The 24122-nt window shown below is 62.5% G+C and carries 23 protein-coding genes and 4 pseudogenes; 17 read left to right on the top strand and 10 right to left on the bottom strand.

Annotated features, from left to right (window positions below; translation table 11 throughout):
* Window positions 1-193 precede the first annotated feature (193 nt).
* From BJF92_RS03580 to dhaL, 4 genes are all read left to right on the top strand, one after another.
* Window positions 194-1138 carry a substrate-binding domain-containing protein gene (locus BJF92_RS03580; RefSeq protein ID WP_075633463.1) on the top strand — a complete coding sequence of 315 codons (945 nt, stop codon included), beginning with the start codon at window positions 194-196 and terminating at the stop codon, window positions 1136-1138.
* 170 nt (window positions 1139-1308) lie between these two features.
* Window positions 1309-2808, top strand: coding sequence for a sugar ABC transporter ATP-binding protein (locus BJF92_RS03585; RefSeq protein WP_075633405.1), 1500 nt, complete (start codon window positions 1309-1311; stop codon window positions 2806-2808).
* Window positions 2798-3760, top strand: a complete 963-nt coding sequence (locus BJF92_RS03590; protein WP_075633406.1) for an ABC transporter permease — start codon at window positions 2798-2800, stop codon at window positions 3758-3760. Before BJF92_RS03585 ends, BJF92_RS03590 begins: the two co-directional genes overlap by 11 nt.
* A 40-nt stretch (window positions 3761-3800) precedes the next feature.
* Window positions 3801-5561: a dihydroxyacetone kinase subunit DhaL gene (gene dhaL, locus BJF92_RS03595; protein WP_075633407.1), complete on the top strand. Its 1761-nt coding sequence runs from the start codon at window positions 3801-3803 to the stop codon at window positions 5559-5561.
* 289 nt (window positions 5562-5850) lie between these two features.
* On the opposite strand, the gene BJF92_RS24920 is transcribed toward dhaL, so the two are convergent.
* A complete protein-coding gene (locus tag BJF92_RS24920; protein WP_143523879.1) occupies window positions 5851-6087 on the bottom strand; it encodes a hypothetical protein in 237 nt (78 codons plus the stop codon).
* A gap of 9 nt (window positions 6088-6096) precedes the next feature.
* Window positions 6097-6837, bottom strand: coding sequence for an anaerobic C4-dicarboxylate transporter family protein (locus tag BJF92_RS03600; RefSeq protein WP_158032181.1), 741 nt, complete (start codon window positions 6835-6837; stop codon window positions 6097-6099).
* On the opposite strand from BJF92_RS03600, the gene BJF92_RS24925 reads away from it, so the two are divergent.
* Window positions 6755-7093, top strand: a complete 339-nt coding sequence (locus BJF92_RS24925; protein WP_143523881.1) for an RraA family protein — start codon at window positions 6755-6757, stop codon at window positions 7091-7093. The two genes, BJF92_RS03600 and BJF92_RS24925, sit on opposite strands and share 83 nt — an antisense overlap.
* 144 nt (window positions 7094-7237) lie before the next feature.
* Here the strand turns inward: BJF92_RS24925 and BJF92_RS03610 are convergent.
* A pseudogene (locus BJF92_RS03610) lies at window positions 7238-7434 on the bottom strand (IS5/IS1182 family transposase); the annotation flags it as partial.
* Here BJF92_RS03610 and BJF92_RS03615 point away from each other — a divergent pair.
* The 4 genes and pseudogenes from BJF92_RS03615 to BJF92_RS03630 all read left to right on the top strand — a co-directional run.
* Window positions 7425-7652, top strand: a pseudogene (locus BJF92_RS03615) (helix-turn-helix transcriptional regulator); the annotation flags it as partial. The pseudogenes BJF92_RS03610 and BJF92_RS03615 overlap by 10 nt on opposite strands.
* 810 nt (window positions 7653-8462) lie before the next feature.
* Entirely contained in the window at window positions 8463-9419 is a 957-nt protein-coding gene (locus BJF92_RS03620) for a sugar-binding transcriptional regulator (RefSeq protein ID WP_075633408.1), read from the top strand.
* 446 nt (window positions 9420-9865) lie between these two features.
* Window positions 9866-10227: pseudogene (locus BJF92_RS03625) on the top strand (transposase); the annotation flags it as partial.
* A gap of 120 nt (window positions 10228-10347) precedes the next feature.
* On the top strand, window positions 10348-11307 hold the full coding sequence (locus BJF92_RS03630) for a mannonate dehydratase (RefSeq protein ID WP_075633409.1): 960 nt from the start codon (window positions 10348-10350) through the stop codon (window positions 11305-11307).
* 273 nt (window positions 11308-11580) lie between these two features.
* Here the strand turns inward: BJF92_RS03630 and BJF92_RS03635 are convergent, their stop codons facing one another.
* A complete protein-coding gene (locus BJF92_RS03635) occupies window positions 11581-12378 on the bottom strand; it encodes an NAD-dependent epimerase/dehydratase family protein (protein WP_075633410.1) in 798 nt (265 codons plus the stop codon).
* Between BJF92_RS03635 and BJF92_RS03640 the strand changes: the two genes are divergently transcribed.
* The 8 genes from BJF92_RS03640 to BJF92_RS03675 all read left to right on the top strand — a co-directional run bounded on the left by BJF92_RS03640 (window position 12373) and on the right by BJF92_RS03675 (window position 19844).
* A complete protein-coding gene (locus BJF92_RS03640; RefSeq protein ID WP_075633411.1) occupies window positions 12373-12564 on the top strand; it encodes a hypothetical protein in 192 nt (63 codons plus the stop codon). The two genes, BJF92_RS03635 and BJF92_RS03640, sit on opposite strands and share 6 nt — an antisense overlap.
* Before the next feature lies 1 nt (window position 12565).
* Window positions 12566-13339 carry a FadR/GntR family transcriptional regulator gene (locus tag BJF92_RS03645; RefSeq protein WP_078057823.1) on the top strand — a complete coding sequence of 258 codons (774 nt, stop codon included), beginning with the start codon at window positions 12566-12568 and terminating at the stop codon, window positions 13337-13339.
* 75 nt (window positions 13340-13414) lie between these two features.
* Complete coding sequence (gene kdgD, locus BJF92_RS03650) at window positions 13415-14332, top strand: 5-dehydro-4-deoxyglucarate dehydratase (RefSeq protein WP_075633412.1); 918 nt, start codon at window positions 13415-13417, stop codon at window positions 14330-14332.
* Window positions 14333-14571: 239 nt separating this feature from the next.
* Complete coding sequence (locus BJF92_RS03655; RefSeq protein ID WP_198931518.1) at window positions 14572-15861, top strand: ABC transporter substrate-binding protein; 1290 nt, start codon at window positions 14572-14574, stop codon at window positions 15859-15861.
* A gap of 175 nt (window positions 15862-16036) precedes the next feature.
* Window positions 16037-16984, top strand: a complete 948-nt coding sequence (locus tag BJF92_RS03660; protein ID WP_078057824.1) for a carbohydrate ABC transporter permease — start codon at window positions 16037-16039, stop codon at window positions 16982-16984.
* Window positions 16985-16994: 10 nt separating this feature from the next.
* Window positions 16995-17834 (top strand): carbohydrate ABC transporter permease, encoded by an 840-nt coding sequence (locus tag BJF92_RS03665; RefSeq protein WP_075633414.1) that lies wholly within the window; start codon window positions 16995-16997, stop codon window positions 17832-17834.
* Window positions 17835-17865: 31 nt separating this feature from the next.
* Window positions 17866-18948 carry an ABC transporter ATP-binding protein gene (locus BJF92_RS03670; RefSeq protein WP_075633415.1) on the top strand — a complete coding sequence of 361 codons (1083 nt, stop codon included), beginning with the start codon at window positions 17866-17868 and terminating at the stop codon, window positions 18946-18948.
* A 5-nt stretch (window positions 18949-18953) separates the two neighbouring features.
* The gene (locus BJF92_RS03675) at window positions 18954-19844 is read left to right on the top strand and encodes an SMP-30/gluconolactonase/LRE family protein (protein WP_078057825.1); all 891 of its coding nucleotides are present in this window, start codon (window positions 18954-18956) and stop codon (window positions 19842-19844) included.
* Window positions 19845-20209: 365 nt separating this feature from the next.
* Here BJF92_RS03675 and BJF92_RS26385 read toward each other — a convergent pair.
* The 6 genes and pseudogenes from BJF92_RS26385 to BJF92_RS03710 all read right to left on the bottom strand — a co-directional run.
* Window positions 20210-20497: pseudogene (locus BJF92_RS26385) on the bottom strand (IS481 family transposase); the annotation flags it as partial.
* Window positions 20498-20795: 298 nt separating this feature from the next.
* Entirely contained in the window at window positions 20796-21362 is a 567-nt protein-coding gene (locus BJF92_RS03690) for a cytochrome b (RefSeq protein ID WP_075633416.1), read from the bottom strand.
* Between the two features lie 11 nt (window positions 21363-21373).
* Window positions 21374-22150: an anti-sigma factor family protein gene (locus BJF92_RS03695; RefSeq protein ID WP_075633417.1), complete on the bottom strand. Its 777-nt coding sequence runs from the start codon at window positions 22148-22150 to the stop codon at window positions 21374-21376.
* Window positions 22147-22656, bottom strand: coding sequence for a sigma-70 family RNA polymerase sigma factor (locus BJF92_RS03700; RefSeq protein WP_075633418.1), 510 nt, complete (start codon window positions 22654-22656; stop codon window positions 22147-22149). Before BJF92_RS03700 ends, BJF92_RS03695 begins: the two co-directional genes overlap by 4 nt.
* Window positions 22657-22661: 5 nt before the next feature.
* Window positions 22662-23051, bottom strand: a complete 390-nt coding sequence (locus BJF92_RS03705) for a COG4315 family predicted lipoprotein (RefSeq protein ID WP_075633419.1) — start codon at window positions 23049-23051, stop codon at window positions 22662-22664.
* Between the two features lie 111 nt (window positions 23052-23162).
* Window positions 23163-23735, bottom strand: coding sequence for a YceI family protein (locus BJF92_RS03710; RefSeq protein WP_075633467.1), 573 nt, complete (start codon window positions 23733-23735; stop codon window positions 23163-23165).
* Window positions 23736-24122: the final 387 nt, after the last annotated feature.

Below are 24122 nucleotides of genomic sequence, written 5' to 3' on the forward strand. Positions count from 1 at the left end.
CGGGAGGACGCATCCGGCCCTCATCCATGTTCACGTTCGGAAACGATCCGCTTTCGCATTTTTACGATTGTAAAAATGAAAATACATATGTATTGATCGCCTATGGGAGCAGCTCGGTCGTCATCGGAGAGGATGGCCTGGTGTTCCCTGGGACGCAGGCGAAGGAGGTTCGCCTGCGCAAATGGAGGACACCATGAAGAGACTCGCTATGCTCCTGGCATGCGCTGCATTTGCGCTGCCGATCGCCGTAAAGGCAGAAGACGCGGCCGGAACGACCAAGAAGGACACCTATCGCTTCGTCATCGTTCCCAAGGTCGTGCATCCCTGGTTCGACAAGGTGAACAATGGCGCGAAGGCCGCAGCCGCTGCCTTGAAGGCGCAGACGGGCGCCAATATCGAGATCACCTATTCCGCGCCGCAGGCCGCAGATGTGGTTCAGCAGAACCAGATCCTCGACAGCGCGCTTGCCACGCGCCCCGACGGCCTTGCTGTTGACCTTCTGGATCCATCCGGCAACCGCGCCTCGCTGGAAGAAGCCCAGGGGCAGAAGATTCCGCTCGTCCTGTTCGATTCCGTTCCGCCTGAGGGCATGAACATCACCTATATCGGCTCTGACTTCTGCGAGCAGGCCAAGATTGCCGCCCGCCGTCTCGTCAAGCTTCTGGATGGCAAGGGCGAAGTTGCGATCATGATGGGCGTGCCCACCGCGCCGAACCATTCGATCCGCGCCGAATGCCACCGCAAGGTCTTTGCGGAAAATCCGGGCATCAAGGTCGTGGCTGAGGGCATCGACAACGACAGCATCCAGACCGCGCAGCAGCAGGCTGCCGCGATCATGCAGGCCCATCCCGATCTCAAGGGCTGGGTGGCCTCCGACGCTTCCGGTCCCACCGGCATCGGCCAGGCGATCATCGAAGCCGGCAAGCAGGGCAAAGTTGCCCTTGTGGGCCTCGATAACATGCCGGAAATGCTGGATATGATCCGCAATGGCGTCGCCGACAGCTCGTCCGCCTCGCAGCCGGAAATGCAGGGCTACTGGTCCGTCATGATGCTCTGGGCGCAGGCCACCGGCGCACCGGTCCCCAACTACATCGATACCGGCAATGCCTTCCTGACCAAAGAAAACGTCGGCAACTGACGCATGTTGCGCAAACCGGTCACCGGTCTTGCGACAACGATCCGCGACAGGACACGGGCTTGAAGCGTGGATCCGAACGATCGCGACGCGCTTCAAGACCGCCGATCCAGCAACCGAGCGCGGGCCGACGCCCGCGCTTTCCGGCAGCCTGGTATGCAAGTGACGAGATCATGGCTTATCTTGAAATCCGCGGGCTTGGCCGAGACTTCCCCGGCGTCGTCGCGCTGAACGACGTCGATCTGAAGATCGAGCTTGGCCGGACCCATATTCTGGCGGGCGAAAACGGCGCGGGAAAATCCACGCTGGTCAAAATTCTGACCGGCGCCGACCGCCCGACACGCGGCGAGGTGCGCATCGACGGACGCGATCCTCTCGTCGATCCCTCCGCCTATCGCAGCGTCGCCTATGTTCCGCAGGAACTGACGCTGTTTGCGCAGATGACGGTGGCCGAAAACCTGTTCATGCCCTTCGACCGCTCAGGTCACGGCGGCCGGCTGTTCAACCGTCGAGCGCTGATGAGGGAGGCGCAGACCTATCTTGAGCGTTTCGGCATTGAGGCCCGGCCGAGCGATCTCGTCGCGCATATCTCGGTTTCGGATCAGCAATTGCTGCAAATTGCGCGCGCATCGACCAACAACGAGATGAAGGTTCTTATTCTCGACGAACCAACCTCCGCATTGACCCGCATCGAGGTGGACCGCGTTTTCCGTGTTATTCGCGACTTCCTCGACCGCGATCACGCCGTCGTCTTCATCAGCCACAAGATGGAGGAGGTCTTCGAGATCGGCGACGACTACACCGTTCTTCGCAATGGCGAGAAGGTCGAGAGCGGCCGCGTGGCAGACATCACGGAAGCCGACCTGATCCGCGCCATGTCGGGCCGTCACCTCGCAATCGACGATCACTTCCGACCCGGCGTGCCGGTCGGCGATGCGATCATGGAGGTTCGCGGGCTCTCAGGCGCCCGCTTCCAGGATGTCAGCTTCGATCTGCGCCGCGGGGAGATTCTGGGTTTCGCCGGCCTCGTCGGCGCCGGGCGCTCCGAGGTCATGCAGTCCATCTTCGGCTATCTGAAAGCCTCGGCCGGGCGGGTGACAGTCGACGGCAAGGATTGGCCGCTCAACGATCCATCGCGCTCCGTTGCCAATGGTATGTTGTATCTGTCGGAGGAGCGCAAGCATCACGGCATCTTCCCGATGCTGTCCCTGCGCGAGAATATCGGCATCTCGATTTTCGAACTGACACAAGGGCCGCTCGGGATCAGCCAGAGGCGCGAGCGTGAGGCGGTCACGAAAATCATCGAGGATTACGGCATCAAGACCGCCGGCATGGGCAAGCGGATCTCCAACCTGTCGGGCGGCAACCAGCAGAAAGCCATCATCGGCCGCGCCATGGCCACCCGCCCGCGCATTCTGATCTTCGACGAGCCCACCAAGGGCATCGACATCCGCACGAAGACCGAAATCTACCGCATCATGAAAGAGCTGGCGGAGGACGGCGTCGGCGTCATCCTGGTCTCCTCTGAAATCACGGAGCTTCGCCGCTGCGCGAGCCGGATCATCACCATGCACACCGGGCACATAACCGGCGAATTCGATACAGCGACCACGGAGACGGAAACGCTCGTCGGCGCCATTTTTGGAACGGAGGCGAGAGCCGATGCAATCTAACCTGTCTGTGCTGCTGCGCAATCCGCTGGCTGGCGTCTTCGTCGTGCTCGTCGTGATCTTCGTTCTGTCGTCGTTGATCTCGCCATACTTCCTGACCTCGTACAACATGACCGTCCTGGCGCGTGGACTGGCCTTTGTCGGACTGGTCACCATTGGTCAGTCGATGCTGATGGTGCTGGGGGAGCTCGACCTGTCGCTGGGTGTCAATGGCGGATTGTGCGGCGTGATGGCCGGCGTTTTCATGGTGCAGCTCGGTTTCAATCCCGCGCTTGCGCTGGGTCTCGCCATCGCTTTCGGTGCTTTTCTCGGTCTCATCAATGGCCTTCTCGTCACGATGCTTCGCCTGCACTCGCTGGTTCTGACCATCGGAACGGCAGGCATCTTCGGCGGCGCTAATCTCGTCCTGACGCGCGGCGTCGCCATCACCGGCATTCCGACCAGCGTTCAGTTCCTGGGTCGTGGCGATGTTCTTGGCATTCCCGTGCCCTTCGTCATCATGCTCGCAGCGCTCTTCATTGCCGGCTTCGTGATGCTGAAGACACCCTTCGGACGGTACATGTACGCCATCGGCAACAACCCGCAGGCCGCGCGCATGCTGGGCATCAAGGTCGATCGCGTCCGGCTGATCCTCTTCGTCGTCGCCGGCGCGCTGGCGGGCCTGGCGGGCGTCTTGATGGTGGCCCGCCTCGGCACGGCCCAGCCGTCGATCGGCGACACCTGGGTGCTTGCACCGATTGCGGCTTCCGTGATCGGCGGCGTGGCGACAACGGGCGGAGTCGGCAGCCCGATTGGCGCCATCTTCGGGGCCGGCATCATCGCCATGATCGAGAACATCATCGTGCTCTTCGGCGTGTCGCCCTACTGGCAGGGGATCGTTTCCGGCGCCATCGTGGTGCTCGCTATTTCCTTCGATGCCATTTCCCGCCGTTATCTGCGCCGCGACCTCGCCTGACGCTTCATTCTCCTATGGCTGCCATCTTTTGGAAGAACACATGACCCAGCAAGCCAAAACCAAAAAGCTGATTAACGCCCCTGAGAACATCATTGCGGAAATGATCGAGGGCATGGTCGGCGCTCACCCTGATCTGCTCAGAGTCGAGGGTCCGACCGGCCGCGCCGTCGTCGCGGTCGACGGTCCGCGCGACGGAAAGGTGGGTGTTGTCATCGGTGGCGGGTCCGGCCATGAGCCAGCCTTCGCCGGCTATGTCGGGCGGGGTCTGGCGGATGCCGCGGCTGTCGGCAATGTCTTCGCGTCCCCATCGCCCGCCCATATTGCCGATGCCGCACGCGCGGCCGACGGTGGGGCAGGGGTCATCATGCTCTACGGAAACTACACCGGCGACGTCCTCAACTTCACCATGGCGGCCGAGGAACTGGCCGCCGAGGGCATGGCGGTGCGCCACGTCGCCGTTGCCGACGACGCGGCATCCGCGCCGATCGAACGAAAGGAGGAACGGCGCGGGATCGCCGGGGATTTCTTCGTCTTCAAGATTGCCGGTGCCGCTGCGGATCTCGGAGAGCCGCTCGCCCGCGTCGAGGCCTTGGCGAAGGCTGCCAACGAGGCGACGCGATCCATGGGCGTGGCGCTCAGCGCCTGCTCGCTTCCGCAAACGGGACGGGCAAACTTTTTCATCGGCGACGAGGACATGGAAATCGGCATGGGCTTGCACGGCGAGCCGGGTATCCGCCGCCAGAAGCTTGCCGCGGCTGACGAGGTGACCGACGAATTGATGGACCGGCTCATTGACGAGCTGGCGCTTTCCGGCGGCGGCCGGGTCGCCGTGCTGGTCAACGGTCTGGGCTCCACCACGCAGATCGAGCTGTACCTCATTTTCCGCCGGGTCAAGCAAAGGCTGGATGCGCTCGGCGTTTCCATCCATGCCTCCTGGGTGGGCGAGTATGCGACATCGCTGGAAATGGCTGGCGCTTCGATTACCCTGATGAGACTCGATCAAACGCTGCAAGCGCTCCTGGATCACCCCTGCCGCACGCTCGCGCTGACTGTCGGGACCGTTCATGACGGTGCAGCCGCCGAGATCCGCAGCCGCAAGTCTGAAAAAGCCGCGGATACCGCGCGCGTGGCGGAGAGCACGGCCGATCTGGTGGCGGAAGGTGATGTGACGCCGGATATCTTCAGGGCCATGATGAAGAAGGTCGGTGAGGAGATCATTGCGGAAAAGGACTGGCTGTCCGATCTCGATGGCGTCATCGGCGATGGCGATCACGGCGTGACCATGGAAATCGGCTGGAAAGCGGTGCAAAGCGCCATGGAAGACGCGCCGGCCGAAGAGACGATCGACGGCACCTGCAAGCGCATGGCCAAGGCCTTTCTCGATGCCGTGGGCGCTTCATCCGGTCCGCTCTATGCGACAGCCTTCTTGCGCGCCGGCAGCGCCGTTGCCAACCGGCTGAACCTCGATGCCGGCGCCATGGCAGCCTGGATCGCAGCCGCCTGCCAGGGCATTCGCGACCGGGGCAGGGCAGAGCCGGGCGACAAGACCATGGTGGACGCCTGGGTGCCTGCCGCCGCGGCAGCCCTGTCCACCGCGCAGAGCGGCGTGTCCACGCTGGATACGCTCAAGGCCGCCCGCGATGCCGCCGAAGCCGGCATGAAGGCAACGGCGACCATGGAAGCAAGACGTGGGCGATCCGCGAAGCTCGGCGCCCGCTCCCTCGGGCATGTCGACCCTGGCGCTGCCTCCACCTTCGTTGTCCTGCGCGCCATGACGTTGGCTTTGGAACAGGTCCGGTAGTTGCTTGATCTCGGACCGTAATGGTCCAACGTCACACATGCATTGAGAGAGGCAGTGGGCCAAATTCTTCTCCCAAGCGCCAGGACGATGCAGACAATGCGTCGATCACGAAGATAAACCCAGAGCGCTGTTGAAGCGCTCTGGACGCCAATACCGCCACAGCCGACGATGCATCAGCACTGGAAAAGCGCTGCTGAACAGGAGCCGAATGCACGTTACGGGAAAATCATTGCCGCGATGAACAGCCCCACGCTCACCGAGACAGCCGTCAGCAGAAAGACCGGCAAGATCAACGAGTGATTGACGATAAAGGCGCCGATGCGGGTGTGCCGGTTTGATCAATCTCAACTGCGGCAGATTGAGATCCGTTGGCGGGCAGAAAAAATACGCCGATGACCGCCGGCCAAAGCGCGACGAGGACTGCCGGCGGGATCCCGATCGCGAGGCCAACAGGGATGATCGAGAGGGTGGCGCTGGACTGGCTGGTGGTGATCGCCGCGACGCCAAACAGGCCGGCACCCGACATCAGAGGTGCCTAATGCACCCCCTCGGTCAAGGTTTTCTCAATCAGGTCACCGTGAGCGGCCAGAAGCGTGTTTGCCATCCATGCAACGCCGAACAGCATCACAATGGCCGATAGGCCGAGGCGTAACAAAGGGCTTTTCGGTATGTCGGACGCCGGCACGCCACAGGCGGCCCCAATCAGAGCTGCGGTTGCCAGCATCACCATCTGAATGAAAAGCGTCGTATCGAGCGGCTGCATCGCGCCCCCTCCGACGACCACGATAGGCTTCCAACCGGTAAAGCCCGACGCCATGATGTCCGCGATCCCGAACGCAAAGATGAGCGCCGAGCGTTTGCCCTCTTTCGTCGCGGCCGCTGCAGGATCCCCGAGCGCATTCGGCGGTGGCAGGATCAATCCCTGCGCGCACCTGCGGCGAAACTCGGGATCGTCCTCCAGTTCCTTGCCGATGCGGTTCATCGTGAATGCGCCGATCAGGATCGCCACGATCGAAGCGGGCAAAACGATCAAGATGATATGGCCCAGGGTAAACCCCGCCGGGGACAGGAGCCCAACCATCGCCATCATGGATGCGGAAGCCGGGCTTGTCGTGAGAGCCAGTTGCCCTGCTGTTGCTGACAAGGCGAGAGGGCGCCCAGGGCGCACGCCGGCGCTGTAGGAGGGCTGATAGATGACCGGCGGAAGTGAACACCAGACGTTTTCCGTTCCTTCCCCCGTCTTCGCGCCCGGCGTAACGCATCGTGGTCCGTACAAGGATGGGCCCGGTGAATTGAATGTTCCTATCGCGATTGGCGGAATGGTCATCAATCCCGCCGACCTGATCTGCGAAGACCCGGATGGCCTTCTTAGCGTCCCGATCGACGCTGCCGAGACAATTTTCGCCGCCGCCTCCACAAAGCACGACGCCGAGATGAAGCAGATGGACGCCATCCGCGCGGGCAAGAACGACAGGGCCTGGGTGGATGCCGCCCTATCGAAAATGGGCTGCGTTACAAGCCTGACAGTTTGACTATCATCGCTAGAGCTGTCGCGCTGGTTGCTGAAGGCGGTCGCCGCGTTCAGCCAGGCGTGAATCACGGGTCGTTCACGCCTGGCTCAGGGCGTTGGTGCACGGATCTCAAAAAAAATGGATTTCCGTCTTTGATGGTTGGCGCTACACGGTCGCCTTGTTGCAACGGACGGACTTCGGACGTGCGCATCCCAACATGCGATTGAGGACGGCGCAGCCGATGGCGACTTCCGTCTTCTGTGCCGCGAATGAGCGTGCCCGCAGCCGCGTCCGATGATCGATTTGTAACGACCGATCGCGGTCTCGGCCAAAAATCGCGTGCCGTAGCCGGTCGCGCTCTGCCTTCTCGGCCCGGTTCGGGGACGTGCTGGGATGCGCGCCAATCGAATATCTGACGCGCTGGCGCATGGCGATTGCGAAGGACGCTCTGATGCGTGGCGACAAGACGCTCGACCGGATCGCCGAAGAGATCGGTTATGAGTCGGCCAGCGCCTTCAGCACGGCATTTCGTAAGCGTTTCGGATGTCCGCCCGGCAAGTTCGCGCGCGCCGCGGCTTAATACCAAGGCTCGCTGATAGGAACCCATAGGATGGCACAGGCTTGATCGCTGGCTCGGCGCGGTGCGCAGGGCGATGCTGCCGCATCGTCCAAGCGATGCAACAACGCCAGCGGTCAAGCCTGTGCCACCTCCGGCCGTCTTCCCGACGCTTCCGGCGGTGTCGACGCCCTCGACCGATGCGATGGCATCGCTCTTCGGACCTCTCCGAGCCGGAAACGACGGGAAGACGGTCCTATGGGTTCCTATCAGCGAGCCTTGGTATAAGCCCATTGATCGCCAGCGCTTTCCACCGGATGCATGAGAGCCCGGCTTGCCGGAGAACGGACAGACCAGCGGCACTGATTGCCCACCGATTGGGATGAGCGAGGACACCTGGCGCCGCACAGTCCGAGCGAAAAAGGCGCTGCAGCTGTCGCGCTCATATCTGCCAGCATGGACAGAACGAGGTCTTGGCGCAACGGCGTTGGACTGGAAAGCTCGGGTCGCCTTTGTTGCACGCGATTGCAGGGACGGACAGGTTGTATTCCTTTTACCCGGCGTGAAGCGTCCACCATTCTGGACCGACCGCCCTGAAACAGCCGGAGATGCGCTTCAGCGCGTGCGCATGAAAAGCCCAGGGCTGGCCGTGTCGGCTGCCGGACGATCCCGCCGCAGGCAACAAGATTTGCGGACGATCCAGTCCCAGCCCATCCTGCGAGCGTTGTTTCGTAAGGCACGGCTGGCGGGGCGCTGACAACTAGCCGAAGGCATCGAGCTCGGTTATGTCCTATCCCACAGTCATCGTCAGCGACAGACCGCAGGAAACATGCAATGGCCGAGCTTTGGGAACCGTATGACGAAGAACTGGAGAAGGCCCGCGTCGCTTGGCTCTATTTTATCGGCGGACGGACCCAGCAGGAAATCGCGCAGGAAATGAACATCACGCGGCTGAAGGTCAACAAGATCATTGGCGCCGTGCGGGAGTCGGGCAATGTCAAAGTCAGCGTTTCGCTGCCGCTCAGCGATTGCGTCGAGCTGGCAGAGGCCGTCTCCGCCCGTTACCGGTTGATCGAGGCGGTGGTGGTTCCCGATCTCGAGGATTTCGTCGAGCAGAAGCGCGTCATCGGCGAAGCCGCGGGCACGATGGCCAGCGGACTCATTCATGAGCATGACATGGGCGTCGGTGTCGGCTCTGGCCGCACGTTGAGCTTTGCCGTGCGCACGCTGCGCGCTCGGCCGAAGCCGGAAAGCTGGGTTGTCGGGCTGATGGGCGGGGTTACCCGCGGTTCCGGCACCAACACGTTCGAGGTTGCAACGACCTTTGCGCGCGCGCTGGCCGTCGAATGCCACTATCTGGCCGCTCCGATCTATTGCGCCAATCCCGAGAGCCGCAATGCGCTGCTTCTCAATGACGAATTGACTGACGTGCTGGCCCGCACCGAGATTGCCGATATCGGCATGGTGTCCTGCGGCCCCATCATGGAAGAGACGTCGCTCACGCATATTCGCGTGGTCAAGGATCATCTCGACGCCGTGTTGAAACTGGGCGCCGTCGGGGAATTTCTGGGCTGCTTTCTCGATGCCCAGGGCCGCCCGGTCGATCACTTCCTTAACGAGTCGATCATTGCGCTGCCGCCGGACAAGCTGAAGCTCAAGCCCGTTTCCATGCTGGTGTCTGGCGGTCGCAGCAAGATCCCCATCATTCGCGCCATTTTGCGCGCCGGCTATGTCAACCGGCTGGTCACGAACGAGTCGGTCGCGCGCGCCTTGTTGCAAGGGCCGCGCTGACGCGTCTCCTGTCGCCCGTGCCATCGAACGGGGCGCGCCGGGCCTCTGTGCGCCAAGGAGGCGCTGGGCACATCGGGCCGAAACACAGGAACGGTTCTCGAAAAAATCCGATGCGGACATAATATTTGGGATCAAACACATCGCGCGCTACAACAGCGTCGTGTGTTAACGGCCTTTGCTGATCAAGGCATTGTTTCGGCGAGGGTCCTGTCTCGGGAGCGTTGGTGCACGGATCATTCATCAGCGGTGACGTGGTCGGGTTGGGTTGAAACAACTCAGCTGACTGAACATGCCTTTCAAACACAACGCCTGCCGTCGCCATCGTATCGGCAAGATGAAGTTCAAGGTTATCAACTGAACGGAATACGAAGCAGGTCTTCGTCGACGCTTCAGGCTAGAGCATCGGACCGAAAACCGGTTCCCACTTTTCGGTCCGATGCTCTCGTGCCTATGATGGCGATCCGACCTATGGCGCCGTTATCAATCACAGTCCTGACCCGGCGGTGGTCAGTCCGCCACGCGCCAATGCGGTGGAACGGCAGGACGCCGATCTCTCCAGCCAGCGAGACCGCCACATTGCGGCGATCAACAATGATGGTCGAACGAAATGGCAGAGCGCGACCGGCTACGGCACGCGATCTTTGGCCGAGACCGCGATCGGTCGTTACAAATCGATCATCGGACGCGGCTGCGGGCACGCTCATTCGCGGCACAGAAGACGGAAGTCGCCATCGGCTGCGCCGTCCTCAATCGCATGTTGGGATGCGCACGTCCGAAGTCTGTCCGTTGCAACAAGGCTGCCGTGTAGCGCTAACCATCAACGACGGAAATCCATCTTTTCAGAGATCCGTGCACCAACGCCTATCTTGACCAAATTCATACTACCTATATCATATCTCATATGATAGGTGTGGGTTGGAGACCAACAATGTATTTGGGAACGCAGCTTCCGGCACGGCATGACGACGATTATCTCGTGATGAAGCAGCTGGGCGTCGATCACGTCTCGGCCAATCCGGATGGCAACTGGCGCTCATGGACCCGCCCGGCCCTGGAGCGGCTGCGGGAGAAGGTGGAGAGCTTCGGCCTGATCCTCGATATGCTGCAGCTGCCGATGTATTCGGTCTCGGTCGACAAGGCGCCATGCCCCGATGTGCTGCTGGCTGGGCCGAACAGGGATGCCGAGCTCGATGGCATTTGCCGGCTGATCGAGGATTGCGCGGCCGCCGGCATCCCGTCCGTGCGCTATAATTTCAACTATATCGGCATTCCCCGCACGCCGATGGAGCCGGGGCGTGGCGGCTATCAGGCCGAGGCCTTCCGGTGGGATCTGGTCGACCAGAACGAGCCAGGCCCGGCCGGCGTGCTGTCGGAGGAGACGATCTGGGAGCGGGTCGATTACTTCCTAGCGCGCGTCGTGCCGGTGGCCGAGGTGGCCAAGGTGCGGCTGGCCTGCCATCCGCACGATCCCGCGACCCCGCCGGGCTATAAGGGCGTCAACCGCGTTCTCGGAACAGTCGAGGGGATGAAGCGCTTCGTCCAGATGCATGAAAGCCCCGTTCACGGCCTGAATTTCTGCATCGGCACGCTGGGCGAAATGGTCGAGGATGTCGCCGAGGTGCCGGAGATCACCCGCTGGTTCGGCGCGCGCGGCAAGCTGATGAACATTCATTTCCGCAACATCGTCGGCAAGCGATACTCCTTCCGCGAAAGCTTCCCCGATGACGGCGACATCGATATGGCGGCGGTGATCGATGTGCTGCGGGAGACCGATTACGCCTATATGGTCATGCCCGACCATGCGCCGACGCTCTCGGGTGACAACCAGCAGCAGGTCGCCTTTGCCTATTGCTACGGCTATATCGCCGCACTTTTAAAGACGCGGTGAGGCGCCAGCGCATCGTTCGATCTCGATGAGGGGACAAAGACCCTAAACATTGAATGGCTTGGCTTCCCCCTCATCTGCCTGCCGGCATCTCTCCCCGCTGGGGAGAAGAAACGTGCTGCGCCGTCCTATGCCGCAAAACCGGATATATCCCTTTTTCGGCGTTCGATTGAGGCGTTAGGCCCTCGTCTCGGCATCTTCTCCCCAGCGGGGAGAAGATGCCGGCAGGCAGATGAGGGGGCGTCAAGCAAACAAATTATTCGCGTCGTGATCCGTCTAGAGATCGTGAACGATCGGCTTTTCGACGAAGGGACCGCCCTGGTAGATCGAGGCGCGCGAGGTGCGGTCCGGCATGGGCTGGGTTGCCTCGATCCGGTCGCGATGGTCGGCGGCATTGTCCTTCGGCTGCCAGCCGAGAAAATTGGCGGTGCGGTTGTCCCACCAGCGGGCATCGTTGTTCGAAACGCCCCAGACGGTCGCGCAGCCGAGCCTTGGCACCTTGAACACCCGGCGGACCAGCGCGGCGAAGTCGTCATAGGAGAGCCAGGTGGCCAGCATCCGCCGGTCGCGCGGCGCCTCGAAGCAGGAGCCGATGCGCACGATGGCGGTCTCCTGACCGAACTTGTCGAAATACATCTGCGCCGTCAGCTCGGAAAAGCATTTGGACAGGCCGTAAAGCCCGTCCGGGCGCATCGGCATGGTGGCGTCGAGCTGCTCGTCCTGCCGGTAAAAGCCCATGGCGTGCTGGGAGCTGGCCAGCAAGATGCGCGGCATGCCATGGGCGCGCGCGGCTTCGTAAAGATTGAGGCAGCCGGTGATGTTGATCCCGACGATCTGCGAGGAGGGCGCCTCGCCGGCCATGCCGCCCAGATGCAGGATGCCGTCGCAGCCGTCCACCAGATCGCGCATGCCCTGGCTGTCGGCAAGGTCGCAGGGCATGATTTCCTCGTGGGGCGCAGCCTCGCCGAGGTCGCTGATGTCGGACAGCCTGACGATGGTCGCCAGCGATGCCAGCTTCTGGCGCATGATCCGGCCGATGCCGCCGGCCGCGCCGGTAATGAGAAGTCGATGCACGTCAATCTCCAGCCAAAAGCCCCGTTCGTGGGCATGAGCAAGGAGAGCATACAGAAAGCCAAAATAGGCGACAACCCATCATATAAGTTTGCGGAGGGAGATCTTGCGCAGCGCCGCCGGGTGGTGAATGATCCACTGCGGGTTGAAGATGACCCCCGGCAGCGCCATGGCGGCAACAGGCGGTAAGATGACGTGCAAGGAGCAGAGCGTGAGCGTGAACGGCGGCAGGAGGCGGACATCCGAAACCCCGAAGGGTAAGGCGACGCTGGTAACCCAGCTAGTGGAGAAGCTGCGCGAGGCCATCCGCTCCGGCGCCTTCGAGCCGGGCGCGCGGTTGCCGAGCGAGGCGCAGATGACGGCGGACTATGCCGTCAGCCGTACCGTCATCCGCGAAGCCATCGCCGCCCTGAAATCGGATGGCCTGGTCGAGCCGCGCCAGGGGTCGGGCGTCTTCGTGCTCGATGCCCCGGCCCCGGTTTCCCTGCCGTTTCAAAACGTTGACCGGGAGCGTGTCTCCTCCGTCATAGAGCTTCTGGAGCTGCGCACAGCGGTCGAGATCGAGGCCGCGGCCCTGGCCGCCCAGCGTCGCTCGCCGCAGCAGGAGGAGGCGATCCTTGCGCGCCATCGCGCTCTTTTCATGCTGATCGAGGCGGGCGAGCCAACCGCCGAGGCCGATTTCGCCCTGCATCTCGCCATTGCCGAGGCCACCAACAATCCACGCTTTCCCGAGTTTCTTGCAATGGTCGGCCGCAGCGTGATTCCGCGTGCCGCCTTGAACCAAAGCGAGGATCCGGCCTCGCAGCAGAGCTACCTGATGCAGATCCATGGCGAGCATGCCGCCATTGTCGAGGCGATTTCCAATGGCGAGGAGGCGGCGGCGCGGGCGGCGATGAAGCTGCATCTGCGCGGCAGCCTTTCGCGCTATCGGCAAGCTCATCAGAGAAGTTTGTCTAGGATATAATACGAATTCTTGACAGTCTGCCGAGACCGGTGCTAGGTCTTCTGTCACTGCACGACGAGACGGAGGACGGGTGGCATGAATCCGCAGGAGATCAAGCAAGCTTTGGGTTCGGGCTTGCTGTCCTTTCCGGTAACGCATTTCGACAGCGCGGGCGCCTTTCAGCGTGACAGCTATCAGGCCCATGTCGAATGGCTTTCGGGCTTCGATGCGCCGGTGCTGTTTGCAGCCGGCGGCACGGGCGAATTCTTCTCGCTGAAGCCTTCGGAAGTGCCTGAGATCGTCCGCGCCGCCAAGGAGGCTGCCGGAAACACGGCGATCGTGTCGGGCTGCGGCTATGGCACGGAAACGGCAATCGAAATCGCACAAGGGGCGCAGAAGGCCGGCGCCGATGGCATTCTTCTGCTGCCGCACTATCTGATCGACGCGCCGCAGGAAGGGCTCTATGCCCATGTCAAGCGCGTCTGCCAGTCGATCGATATCGGGGTGATGGTCTATAATCGCGACAACAGCGTCATCCTGCCGGATGTGCTCGCGCGCTTGTGTGATGAGTGCCCCAATCTCGTCGGCTTCAAGGATGGCACGGGCGATATCGGCCTGGTGCGTCAGGTCACCGCGCGCATGGGCGACCGTCTCACCTATCTCGGCGGCATGCCGACGGCGGAACTCTTCGCCGAAGCCTATCTGGCGGCGGGTTTCACCACCTATTCTTCAGCTGTGTTCAATTTCGTCCCCGCTCTGGCCGTCGAATTCTACGGGGCGCTGCGTGGCGGCGACCGCGCCACCTGCGAGCGGCTGCTTAACGGCTTCTTCTATCCGTTCATGGCCATCCGCAATCGTGGCAAGGGCTATGCGGTCTCGGCCGTCAAGGCCGGCGTGCGCCTGCAGGGCTTTGCCGCCGGCCGGGTGCGCAGCCCGCTTGTCGATCTCAGCGCCGAGGAAGAGCGCATGCTCGACGCCTTGATTGCGCCCTATCGCCGCGACAAGGCGGCTTGAGGCTAAGCATGTCGCGCAAAAGTGTGAAGCTGTTTTGCGCGATTGCATGCGACAAAACAAGCACTTAAAGCGCCAGGAGCGAATCTGAGAGATCGCGACACGCTTTAAGGAAGCACGGCGGGCGCACGAGGAGCCCCGCCAAACCGATCCGGCGGCATGCCGGATCAGAATGCAGGGCAAGAGGATTCGAGCGTCGTCAGCCCCGCCGGGATCGCGCGCTCATGATTGGGAGGAACGACATGCTCAAAAAGATGACCACGCATCTTCTGGCCGGCGCCATGCTTCTGGCGGCAACCGGCGCGGCTTCGGCCGAAACGCTGAAAGTCTGGTCGCGCCAGACCGACGAGTCGGCGCTGATCCTGAAGACGCTGACCGACGCGTTCACCGCCAAGACCGGCATCAAGGTCGAGAGCTACAACACCGGCACGGATTTCGAGCAGCGGCTCGCCCGCGCCGCAGCGGCGCGCGACCTGCCTGATGTGGTGATCAACGACGATATCGCCCTTGGCCAGATGCTGAAGATGGGCATTATCGAAGAGGTCGATCCGAGCAAGATCGAGGGCAACGACCAGATCGTGCCGGCCGCCTGGAACAGCGCCAAGGCTGCCAATGGCAAGATCTATTCCGTGCCGATCTCCGCCCAGGCCTTCGCGCTCTTCGTGCGCAAGGACTGGCGCGAAAAGCTCGGCCTGCCGCAGCCCAAGACCTGGGACGACCTGCACAAGCTGGCCGAAGCCTTCACCAAGAACGATCCCGATGGCAATGGCAAGGCCGACACCTTCGGCCTGAGCGTGCCGGCCTCGACAGTGCGCGGCTATGCCAGCTGGTATATGAGCAATTTCATCTGGGCGGCCGGCGGCAATTTCGTCAAGCAGGAGAAGGGCGGCTTCAAGCCGGATCTGGAGAGCAAGCCGGTGGCCGCTGCGCTCGGCTTCATGCGCTCGCTCTTCTGCGAAGGGCTGGTCCAGCCCGGCGCGATCAACGCGACGACGGGCGACGCGCTGCCGACCTTCCGCTCGGGCCAGACCGGCATCTTTCTCTCCGGTCCCTACCACATCGCCGTTCTCGACGAGCAGCCCGGCAAGGACAAGATCGAAGTTCTGCCGCCGCCGGCAGGTCCGGGCGGGGTCGCGGCACTTGCCGAAGGCACCAGCGCCTATATCATGACCGGCACCAAGGCGCGCACGGCGGCCGAGAAATTCATCGGCTATCTGATTTCGCCCGAGGGCCAGGAAATCGGCATGGGTGAGGGCACGGGCCATACGCCGCTGGTGCGCCTGCCGACCAACAAGGCCGTGGACGTCAATGCCGTGCGCAAGGATGCACGCTGGGAGACCTTCAAGGAGGTCTTCGACAAGAGCGGCCATTACGTGCCGCCGGTGCCGAACTGGACGCCGATCCGCATGCTGACGGCCGAAGGCTTCAACAAGATTCTGGCGAGCTGCAGCTCGGACATTCCGGCGGAACTGAAAGCCATCGATCAGCAGATGGCGGAGGAACTGCGCAAGCAGAAGGCGCTGGCCGAGTAATCCGCCAAGTCTCGGCGCGCGCGTCCCTGGATGCGCGCGGTCTCTTTTCCAGGCATGGTCTCCCTCGGGCGTGAAGCCGGCGGCACCGATGCTGTGTTCAACTGACCGGGCGCCCGGCAGAGGTCGATCGCGGAAACCAAGCGTCCGGCCTGCGCCCTACGAGGTGAGATGATCCATGTCCGCAACGCGCGACCTGTCTCTCGGGGACGAAGTGCCGCAACAGCCAGCCAGGGCCAAGCGTAAGAGGGCCCGCCGGCTCGACTGGAAAGGCGCGCTGATCCCGTGGCTGTTCCTCGCCCCGGCGCTGGTCATCTTCACCTGGTTCAAATTCTATCCGATGGCCTCCGGCCTCACCATGGCCTTCTACGACGTGCAGTTCTATGGCGAGAGCCAGTGGGTCGGGCTCGACAATTTCGCCCGCGCCTTTAGCGATCCGGACCTGCGCGCCGCCGTCGGCCATACGCTGACCTATGTCATCGTCTCCACGCTGACCGCCTCCACGCTCGCCTTCTTCCTGGCGCTGGTGCTGGAAGGCCAGGCGCGGCATCTGCGCATCATCCGCACCGCCATCTTCCTGCCGGCGATCACCAGCGCGGCTGTTATCGCCGAGATCTGGCGCATCCTGTTCAATTCCGCGCCCTATGGCGTCGTCAATTCCGTGCTCGATCAGCTCGGCATCGCGCCGCAGGGGTTTCTGACCGATCCCGGCCAGGCGCTCTGGGTGCTGGTGCTGATGCAGGTCTGGAAAAGCACGCCCTATGACATGGTGATCTTCGTCGCCGGCCTCGTCGGCATCAACCGCGAGCTTTACGACGCCGCCAATGTCGATGGCGCCAGCCGGCTGCGCATGCTCTGGCATGTGACGCTGCCGGGGATCATTCCCTCGATTTCCGTGGTCATTATGCTGTCCTTCATCCGCGGCTTTCGCGTTTTCGCCGAGGTCTATGCGACCACAGGCGGCGGTCCCGCCGGCTCGACCGAAACGATCATGACCCATATCTACAAGGCCGGCTTCCAGAATCTCGAATATGGCTATGCCTCGGCCGTCTCGCTCTTGCTGCTCGCAGCGACCATCGTGCTGACCTTGATCCAGACGCTGGTCAAGGCGCGGCTGAGCCGCTGAGGAGGGGCCGATGCAACCATCTTTCGCCGTCCGCGCCGCGCGCATCCTGCTCTATCTCATCATTCTGGCGATCTTCGTCGGCCCGTTTTGGGGCATCATCGTCACGGCCTTGAGCGGGTTGGTCATCAAGCCGGGCCAGCTGTTGCTCCTGCCGGTGCAGCCGACGCTGGCCAATTTCAAGACGGCGCTGATCGACATGCAGGTCTGGCGCTATCTGCTGAACTCGCTCGTCGTCGCCATTCTCGGCACGGCGCTTCAGGTCGCCGTCAGCGCGCTTGCGGCCTATGCGCTGGCGCGCCGCCGCTTTCGCGGTGCGGCGATCGTCAGCCTGCTGGTGCTCTCGACCATGATGCTGCCGGAAGAGGTGATCTCCATCCCGCTCTATCTCGTGGTGCAGGCGCGCTTTCCGGTCATCGACGCCTCGATCTACAACACCTATGCGGCGATGATCCTGCCCGTGGTCGGCTGGGCCTTCTCGATCTTCATGCTGACCGAATTCATGCGCGCCGTGCCGAAGGAGCTGGAGGAAGCCGCCCGCATCGACGGCGCCAATGAGTGGCAGATCTTCGCCAATGTCGTGCTGCCCTTGGTGCGGCCGGCGCTCGGCACCGTCGTCATCTTCGGCTTCATCATGATCTGGGACCAGTATCTCCTGCCACTGGTGGTCGTCAGCGACAAGCAGCTCTTCACCATTCCCGTCATGCTCGGCATGCTCCGGGTGGATGAGACGATCACGCCGAATGTCTTCGTGGCCGCCACCCTGCTCGCCATGGCGCCGACGATCATCTGCTACCTCCTGCTGCAGAAGCAGTTCAATCGCGGCATCATGGCCGGCGCCGTCAAGGGCTAAGCCCGCTCAAACAATACCAGGGAGACGTGAAATGGGAGCCGTATCACTCAAGGGCGTATCCAAGTCCTTCGGCGCTGTCGAAGTGATCCGCAACGTCTCGGTGGAGATCGCCGAGGGCGAGTTCTGCGTGCTGATCGGCCCGAGCGGCTCCGGCAAGTCGACGCTGCTGCGCATCATTGCCGGGCTCGAAGATGTCACCGACGGCGAGGTGCGCATCGGCGGGCGCGACGTGACCGAGCTTGCCGCCAAGGAGCGCGACATCGCCATGGTCTTCCAGAGCTATGCGCTCTATCCGCAGATGACCGTGCGCGAGAATATGAGCTTCGCCCTGCGCCTGAAGCATCGGCCGAAGGACGAGATCCGCCGCAAGACCGACGAGGTGGCGCAGATGCTCGGCCTCGAGGCTCTGCTCGACCGCCTGCCCAAGGAGCTTTCCGGCGGCCAGCGCCAGCGCGTGGCCATGGGCCGGGCGATCGTGCGCGACCCGTCTGTCTTCCTCTTCGACGAGCCGCTCTCCAATCTCGATGCGAAACTGCGCACTCAGGTGCGCGGGGAGATCCGCGACCTGCATCGCCGCATCGGCACCACCTCGGTCTATGTCACCCATGACCAGGTGGAAGCCATGACCATGGGCCAGAAGATCGTGGTGCTGCGCGATGGCCGCGTGGAGCAGGTGGGCACGCCGCTGGAGCTTTACGACCGGCCCGACAGCGTCTTCGTGGCCGGCTTCATCGGCTCGCCTGCTATCAATATGTTACCCGCCATGGTCGGGCCGGAGGCGAAGACCTTGCATGCGGCCCGCAGCGAGATCGTGCTGCCGATGCCGGATGGCTACAGGCTGGAGAGCGGGCGTGAAGTGCTGATCGGTATCCGGCCGGAGCATCTGGAGACGGTGGCGGCCGGTGCAGCCGGCAGCATTGTCTGCGCCGTCGATGCGGTGGAAAGCACGGGTTCGGACACGACGGTGATCTGCGACAGCCCGGCCGGCAAGATGCTGGTCTCTTCCAAGCAGCGCAGCCAGGCGCGCACCGGCGACCTCTTCGCGCTTCGCCCGGATGGCGAAAAGCTGCTGATCTTCGACAAGGCGAGCCAAGCCCGCATCGTCAGGGCGTGATTCTCATGTCGTCCGGCCCCGCTTCCCATGCGGTCTTTCAGGCCGAAGCTCTCGCCAGCCCCGGCTGCCGGCTGGGCGAATGCCCGGTCTGGCATGCGGGCGAAGGTTGCTTTTACTGGACCGATATTCCCGCCCGCACGCTCTGGCGCATCGATGCCGCCGGCCAGGGCCTGACGCATTGGGCCTTGCCGGTGCAGCTCAGCGCCTTTGCCCTTTCCGAGGGCGGCGGCTTCATCGCCGCCACGGATCGCGGCTTCGCCCGGATGACGATCGTCGACGATAAGGTGGCGTTCGACTTTGCCGGCGGCCCCGACTTACCCGAAGGCTGGCGAATGAATGACGGCGCCTGCGACCGTCAGGGCCGCTTCTGGGCCGGCTCGATTGCCGGCAAGCCGGGGGTGGAGGGCGAGGCCGGCGCGCTGTTCAGCATCGCCCGCCACGGCGTCCTCGAAGCGCGCGGCGGCCGCTTTCAGGTGCAGAACGGTTTGGCCTGGAGCCCGGACGGCCGGCGCATGTACGTCTCCGATTCCTATCCCGCCCATCCGCATGTGCTCTGTTACGATTTCGACCCGGAAAGCGGGGAGCGATACGGAGGTCGCCTCTTTGCCGATCATGCGACCTTGCTTGGCCGTCCCGATGGCGCGGCGATGGATGTCGATGGCTGCTACTGGATTGCCGCAAGCGATTCCGGCCGCATCCTGCGCATGACGCCCGAAGGGCGGATCGACGCGGAAATCAAGGTGCCGGTGCCCAACGGCACCAATCTCTGCTTCGGCGGCCCGGATCTGAAGACCGCCCTAATCACCTCGATGAACCGCGACTGCATCGGTGGCGATATCTTTGCCGTGACACTTCCCTTCCAAGGCTTGGCGGAGCCGCAGTTCGTCGTCAAATGATTGATACGGGGGGGGGGGCGGCGCAAAGGAGTGTCGATGCACTCCGACGCAGGCAGACTTCGAGTGGTTGAGGTCTATATCCAGCTCGGCAAGCTGCTTAACGCGACGACTCGCTAGTTGGGCTATCCCACTAGCGCATCGGACCGAAAAGTGGGAACCGGTTTTCGGAAAATTCCGATGCAAAAACAAAACTCTAGATCATCAGACTGCGTATGATTTTCAGTCTGATGCTCTAGCTGCGCATGGCTGTCATAGTGGTAACGTTTGACAGTCGCTTCCTTGATCGTCCGGTTCATCCGCTCGACTTGGCCGTTGGTCCAGGGATGCTTGATTTTTGGTGAGCCTGTGTTCGATCGCGTTCTCGCGACTCGGCTGATCTCATGCCGTTGTAAGCAGCGATGCAGCGACGAATGGGTCAAATGCGGGATCGTGGCCTGGAGGGCATAGAGGCAGTCATCCAGCGGCAACAGTGTGTGTCGGCGGAAGGCAACGATGATCGCCTCCTCTACGATCGAAAGTGTCGTCGAGCGGGCGTCTTTCGGACCAGCCTGAAGGTCCTTCACCGCCGTGCGCCGCTTCCACTTCGCGACAGCCTTATGATTGATACCGTAGCGCGCGGAAAGTGCTCTCAGGCTCTCTTGACTATTTTGTATTACTCGACGGACTGCCTCTGTGGTCCGGGCGCTCCCGTGTAGAATTTGTCACATAGCGCGTCCCTCCACTCTTGGTTGAATAATGCACCATGAAATGCCGGGACTAAACACCTAATCAATGTTGGAGGAGATCCGCAGTGATATGTCATTGTCACTGAAGCCAGTCGATTTCCGGTAAACCTCGGGCTATCGAGAGGCGTGCACGTTAAGATTTGTCGGGTCCGAAAGCCGGAACCCGGGCCTATGCCCTTACGACACCGCTGACCGATCAGTCGGTTCGGCAAGACGTCTCGTCAGCTTATCGTCGACTGCGCTGTGGCAGCATTCCATGGAGCGAGCCGGCCTCTGGTCGTATCGCGTGGAAGACGGCTGCGCCGGCATGCATCACGATCAGGGCCGCGGCTCCGTAGGCGAGCCACGCATGGAGTTGCGACCAGATCGCCTCCGCGCTGTCCGACACGGCCATCGGAAGATTTGGTATCACCACCAGGTCGAAGAAAAAACTTGGGATCTGGAGCGGCGAGGTTGAAGCGATGGCCCAACCGGTCAGCGGGATCGCCAGCGTCATTGTCAGCAGAGCGGCATGGGCCATGTGGGCGGCACATTGCATCGTCGGCTTCGTGCCTGACGGTTCCTTCGGCTTGCGGCTGGTCAGCGACCATAGAATGCGTAGGATTGCGAGCGCCAGAATGAGGAAGCCAGTGGACTTGTGCCATTGATAGAGATCGAATTGCAGGGCCGGGTTCTGGGCTGTCGCCTGCGTCAGGAAGCCAAGCGGGATCTGCGCGATGAACAACAGTGCAACAGTCCAATGAAGGAGCCGGCTGACGAGACCATAGGCAGTGCGAGTGTTGCGCCACATCATGAAGCGTGCCCTCAGATCAACTGCGCGTAGGCGGCTTTCGCGATGGCCTCCAGACGCGCACGCGGCAGTCCACCGATCAGGGCGCAGTGCACGTCCTCGTCCGTCCAGGAAATCGCTTCGAGTCCGTCGACGTTGTTGTAGCGCAGGGCGGTTTCCCCTCCATCATCCGTCGGGACGACATAGAGCGACACGTGCTGGCCGCTGTCATCCTCGTACATGATCAGCGCCGCTGGCTCGCCGCCTGCGGCCGGCAGCAACCGGCCACCAACCAGGTTCAGTCCATCCGAGCGCAGGTCCGGGATGGAGAGTTTCCGGTCGAGCCGCTTCGACAGCCAGGTCTGGAGATGTGCGCTGTCTTCTGCTTTCACTTCCACCGGATGAAGGACATCGCCCGAATAAAGGTCATGGGCCTCGACCGCCTGCGCGACCAGAGGTTCGGCCATGCCACGGTCCCCAGCCAGGAAACCGTGCGCCAACCAGCCGCTTCCGGTTCCAAGCGCTAGAAGCGCCAGGGCGGCAGCGAGCTGCCGCCACGAGCTCGCGTCTGATGCTTTTCGCAACCGCGCCAGGCGCTGGGGCTGCAGCCGCTCCGGTACAGACTCGCGCGCGACAGGCCCGTAGAGGGCTTCCAGAAGGCCATTCTGCCGTTGCCATTCCCGGACGAGGGCCGTCGCCGCCGGATCGGCGGTCAGATGGCGCTCGACGCGATCGCGCGCGTCCCCGTCCAATTGTCCGTCCGCATAGGCGAGAACGTCGTTGTCAGTGATGTCCTGCTCCTGGCCGCTCATTTGATCGCTTTCAATACTGGTCTGCCGTTCTCGCTCGTCATCTGCCGAAGGGCGGTCCGCGCCCGTCCGAGCCGCGACATCAAGGTTCCAACGGGGATTTCGAGAACCTCCGCCGCTTGCCGATAGTCAAGTCCCTCGACGGCGACGAGCAGCAACGCTTCGCGCTGCTCGTCCGGCAGGCGCTCCATGGCACGGGCCGTTTCGGCCAGTGCGGCGTGTTCGAACTGTGAGCCGGGCGTGGCGAGCCTTTCAGTAAATTCGTCCAGCGGCGCGGCGGTGGGGTTGCGTCGCAGGTGCCTGAGCTCGTTGCGATGCAGGTTGAGGAGGATCCGGAACAACCAGGGCCGGATCGGACCGATCGGCCGCCACAAGGAGCGTTTGCGGATCGCACGTTCCAGGCAGTCCTGAACGAGATCGTCGGCACCGTCTCGGTTATGCGTCAATGCGCGGGCATAGCGGCGCAATGCCGGTACGCAATCCGCGATCTCGTCCAGGATCTCGCCCATGTCGATCAGTCCTTGGCCACGTGCCAGACGCCGCCGAAACCGTCGCCGGTGATGTCGCCGGGCTTCGCGTCGTTCTGGAAGAGGTAAAGCGGCATGCCTTCGTGCGCCCATTGCAGCGTGCCATCGTGGCGCTTGACGAGCGTGAACTCGCCGGAAGCCTCTGCACCCTTGGCGGCCAGCAGCGGCGGCCATTTCCGGGCGCAAGCGTCGTAGCAGGCCGGTTCGCCGTTCTTATCCTTGTCGAACGTATAGAGCGTCATGCCCTTGGCATCGGCAAGGACATCGCCCTTGGCCGTCTCCACCTCCTTGATGGCGCCGCCGGCGTCTTCCGCGGCGTTCGCCAAGGGTGCAGCGGATATGAGAAGCAGGTTGGCGAGAAGGAATGTCTTGATCATCGAATGTGTCCTTGAGAACCTTGGGTCGGGCATGGCGCCCATATGAAGAAGAACACCGCGAACCGATATTTAATCCCGGCGGGTAAGCTCTTTTGTTGCAGCCGAGAGCGTTCAGCGCCGACCCTGCAGTTGCATGTCGAAGGTGACGACATTCGAATAGATCGGCACGCCAATCCCCATCCCGTAAGGCATGCGGAAGATGTCGCCGGTTACGTGGAAGGCCATTCGTGCGCCGCCTTCATCGACCAGCGTGGCCTGAAACGCCTCTTTGCGCGACTGGCCCCGCGCGGTCAGGATACCCTCGATGGTCGCGCTCTTCGGTCCCGTCGGCACGACGCGCGTGGAGCGGAAGGTGATCTCGGGATGATTTGTGGCGTCGAACACGGCATTGGAGCGCAGGAACGTGTCGATGCGGCCCTGGCCAGTCGTGATGCTTCCCGCGCGCAGGGTCACCGCGACGGAGGAGTGGGCGAGGTCGTTACGATCGATGTCGAAGCTGCCGGACACTTCCGGAAAGGTGCCCGAAATGCCGGCGCCGTCGCCGGCCTGTCCGACGTGGAAACCGATGTGCGAGGCAGGATCGATCCGGTAGTGGTTCGCCGCGTATGACGGCTGGAGAGCCAAAACGGCTGGTGCCGCAGCAAGAACGAGCGTGGCTGTGAGGCGGGAGAGGCTGTTTATCATGGCGTCATCCATCAAAGGGAACGGCTTGATCTGTTCGGTCATGGAGTCAACACCGGCGCAGACGATTTAATCCCGTCGCGAGCACATCTTTCTGCGAGCCGCATTTCTTTCATCAGCCGGTCCGGCCGGAGCCTCCACCAGCATAGCCTGCTGGAGTGCAGGGGGCTTCTCCAAGGGCGATCTCGGCGATTTTCACCGCGGCAATGATCGCTGCATCGGCATCGGCGGTTCGCTCTGATCTGGGTGGTGTGGTCAGATCACCGCTTCCATCAAACCTCCACACACCCTCAAACAAGCGACCACTTTGACGGCTTAGAGCATCGGACTGAAAATCGTATGCAGTTCGCTGCTCTAGGCTTTTGTTTCTGCATCGGACTTATCCGAAAA

The organism is Xaviernesmea rhizosphaerae (assembly GCF_001938945.1).
GTDB lineage: Bacteria > Pseudomonadota > Alphaproteobacteria > Rhizobiales > Rhizobiaceae > Xaviernesmea > Xaviernesmea rhizosphaerae.

Bases quoted from the DNA above. Each gene is read 5' to 3' on its own strand.
- BJF92_RS03580 (WP_075633463.1), top strand. From the start codon at position 194: ATGAAGAGACTCGCTATGCTCCTGGCATGCGCTGCATTTGCGCTGCCG.
- BJF92_RS03585 (WP_075633405.1), top strand. From the start codon at position 1,309: ATGGCTTATCTTGAAATCCGCGGGCTTGGCCGAGACTTCCCCGGCGTC.
- BJF92_RS03590 (WP_075633406.1), top strand. From the start codon at position 2,798: ATGCAATCTAACCTGTCTGTGCTGCTGCGCAATCCGCTGGCTGGCGTC.
- dhaL (WP_075633407.1), top strand. From the start codon at position 3,801: ATGACCCAGCAAGCCAAAACCAAAAAGCTGATTAACGCCCCTGAGAAC.
- BJF92_RS24920 (WP_143523879.1), bottom strand. From the start codon at position 6,087: ATGTCGGGTGCCGGCCTGTTTGGCGTCGCGGCGATCACCACCAGCCAG.
- BJF92_RS24925 (WP_143523881.1), top strand. From the start codon at position 6,755: ATGACCGGCGGAAGTGAACACCAGACGTTTTCCGTTCCTTCCCCCGTC.
- BJF92_RS03620 (WP_075633408.1), top strand. From the start codon at position 8,463: ATGGCCGAGCTTTGGGAACCGTATGACGAAGAACTGGAGAAGGCCCGC.
- BJF92_RS03630 (WP_075633409.1), top strand. From the start codon at position 10,348: ATGTATTTGGGAACGCAGCTTCCGGCACGGCATGACGACGATTATCTC.
- BJF92_RS03640 (WP_075633411.1), top strand. From the start codon at position 12,373: ATGCACGTCAATCTCCAGCCAAAAGCCCCGTTCGTGGGCATGAGCAAG.
- BJF92_RS03645 (WP_078057823.1), top strand. From the start codon at position 12,566: ATGACGTGCAAGGAGCAGAGCGTGAGCGTGAACGGCGGCAGGAGGCGG.
- kdgD (WP_075633412.1), top strand. From the start codon at position 13,415: ATGAATCCGCAGGAGATCAAGCAAGCTTTGGGTTCGGGCTTGCTGTCC.
- BJF92_RS03655 (WP_198931518.1), top strand. From the start codon at position 14,572: ATGCTCAAAAAGATGACCACGCATCTTCTGGCCGGCGCCATGCTTCTG.
- BJF92_RS03660 (WP_078057824.1), top strand. From the start codon at position 16,037: ATGTCCGCAACGCGCGACCTGTCTCTCGGGGACGAAGTGCCGCAACAG.
- BJF92_RS03665 (WP_075633414.1), top strand. From the start codon at position 16,995: ATGCAACCATCTTTCGCCGTCCGCGCCGCGCGCATCCTGCTCTATCTC.
- BJF92_RS03670 (WP_075633415.1), top strand. From the start codon at position 17,866: ATGGGAGCCGTATCACTCAAGGGCGTATCCAAGTCCTTCGGCGCTGTC.
- BJF92_RS03675 (WP_078057825.1), top strand. From the start codon at position 18,954: ATGTCGTCCGGCCCCGCTTCCCATGCGGTCTTTCAGGCCGAAGCTCTC.
- BJF92_RS03690 (WP_075633416.1), bottom strand. From the start codon at position 21,362: ATGATGTGGCGCAACACTCGCACTGCCTATGGTCTCGTCAGCCGGCTC.
- BJF92_RS03695 (WP_075633417.1), bottom strand. From the start codon at position 22,150: ATGAGCGGCCAGGAGCAGGACATCACTGACAACGACGTTCTCGCCTAT.
- BJF92_RS03700 (WP_075633418.1), bottom strand. From the start codon at position 22,656: ATGGGCGAGATCCTGGACGAGATCGCGGATTGCGTACCGGCATTGCGC.
- BJF92_RS03705 (WP_075633419.1), bottom strand. From the start codon at position 23,051: ATGATCAAGACATTCCTTCTCGCCAACCTGCTTCTCATATCCGCTGCA.
- BJF92_RS03710 (WP_075633467.1), bottom strand. From the start codon at position 23,735: ATGATAAACAGCCTCTCCCGCCTCACAGCCACGCTCGTTCTTGCTGCG.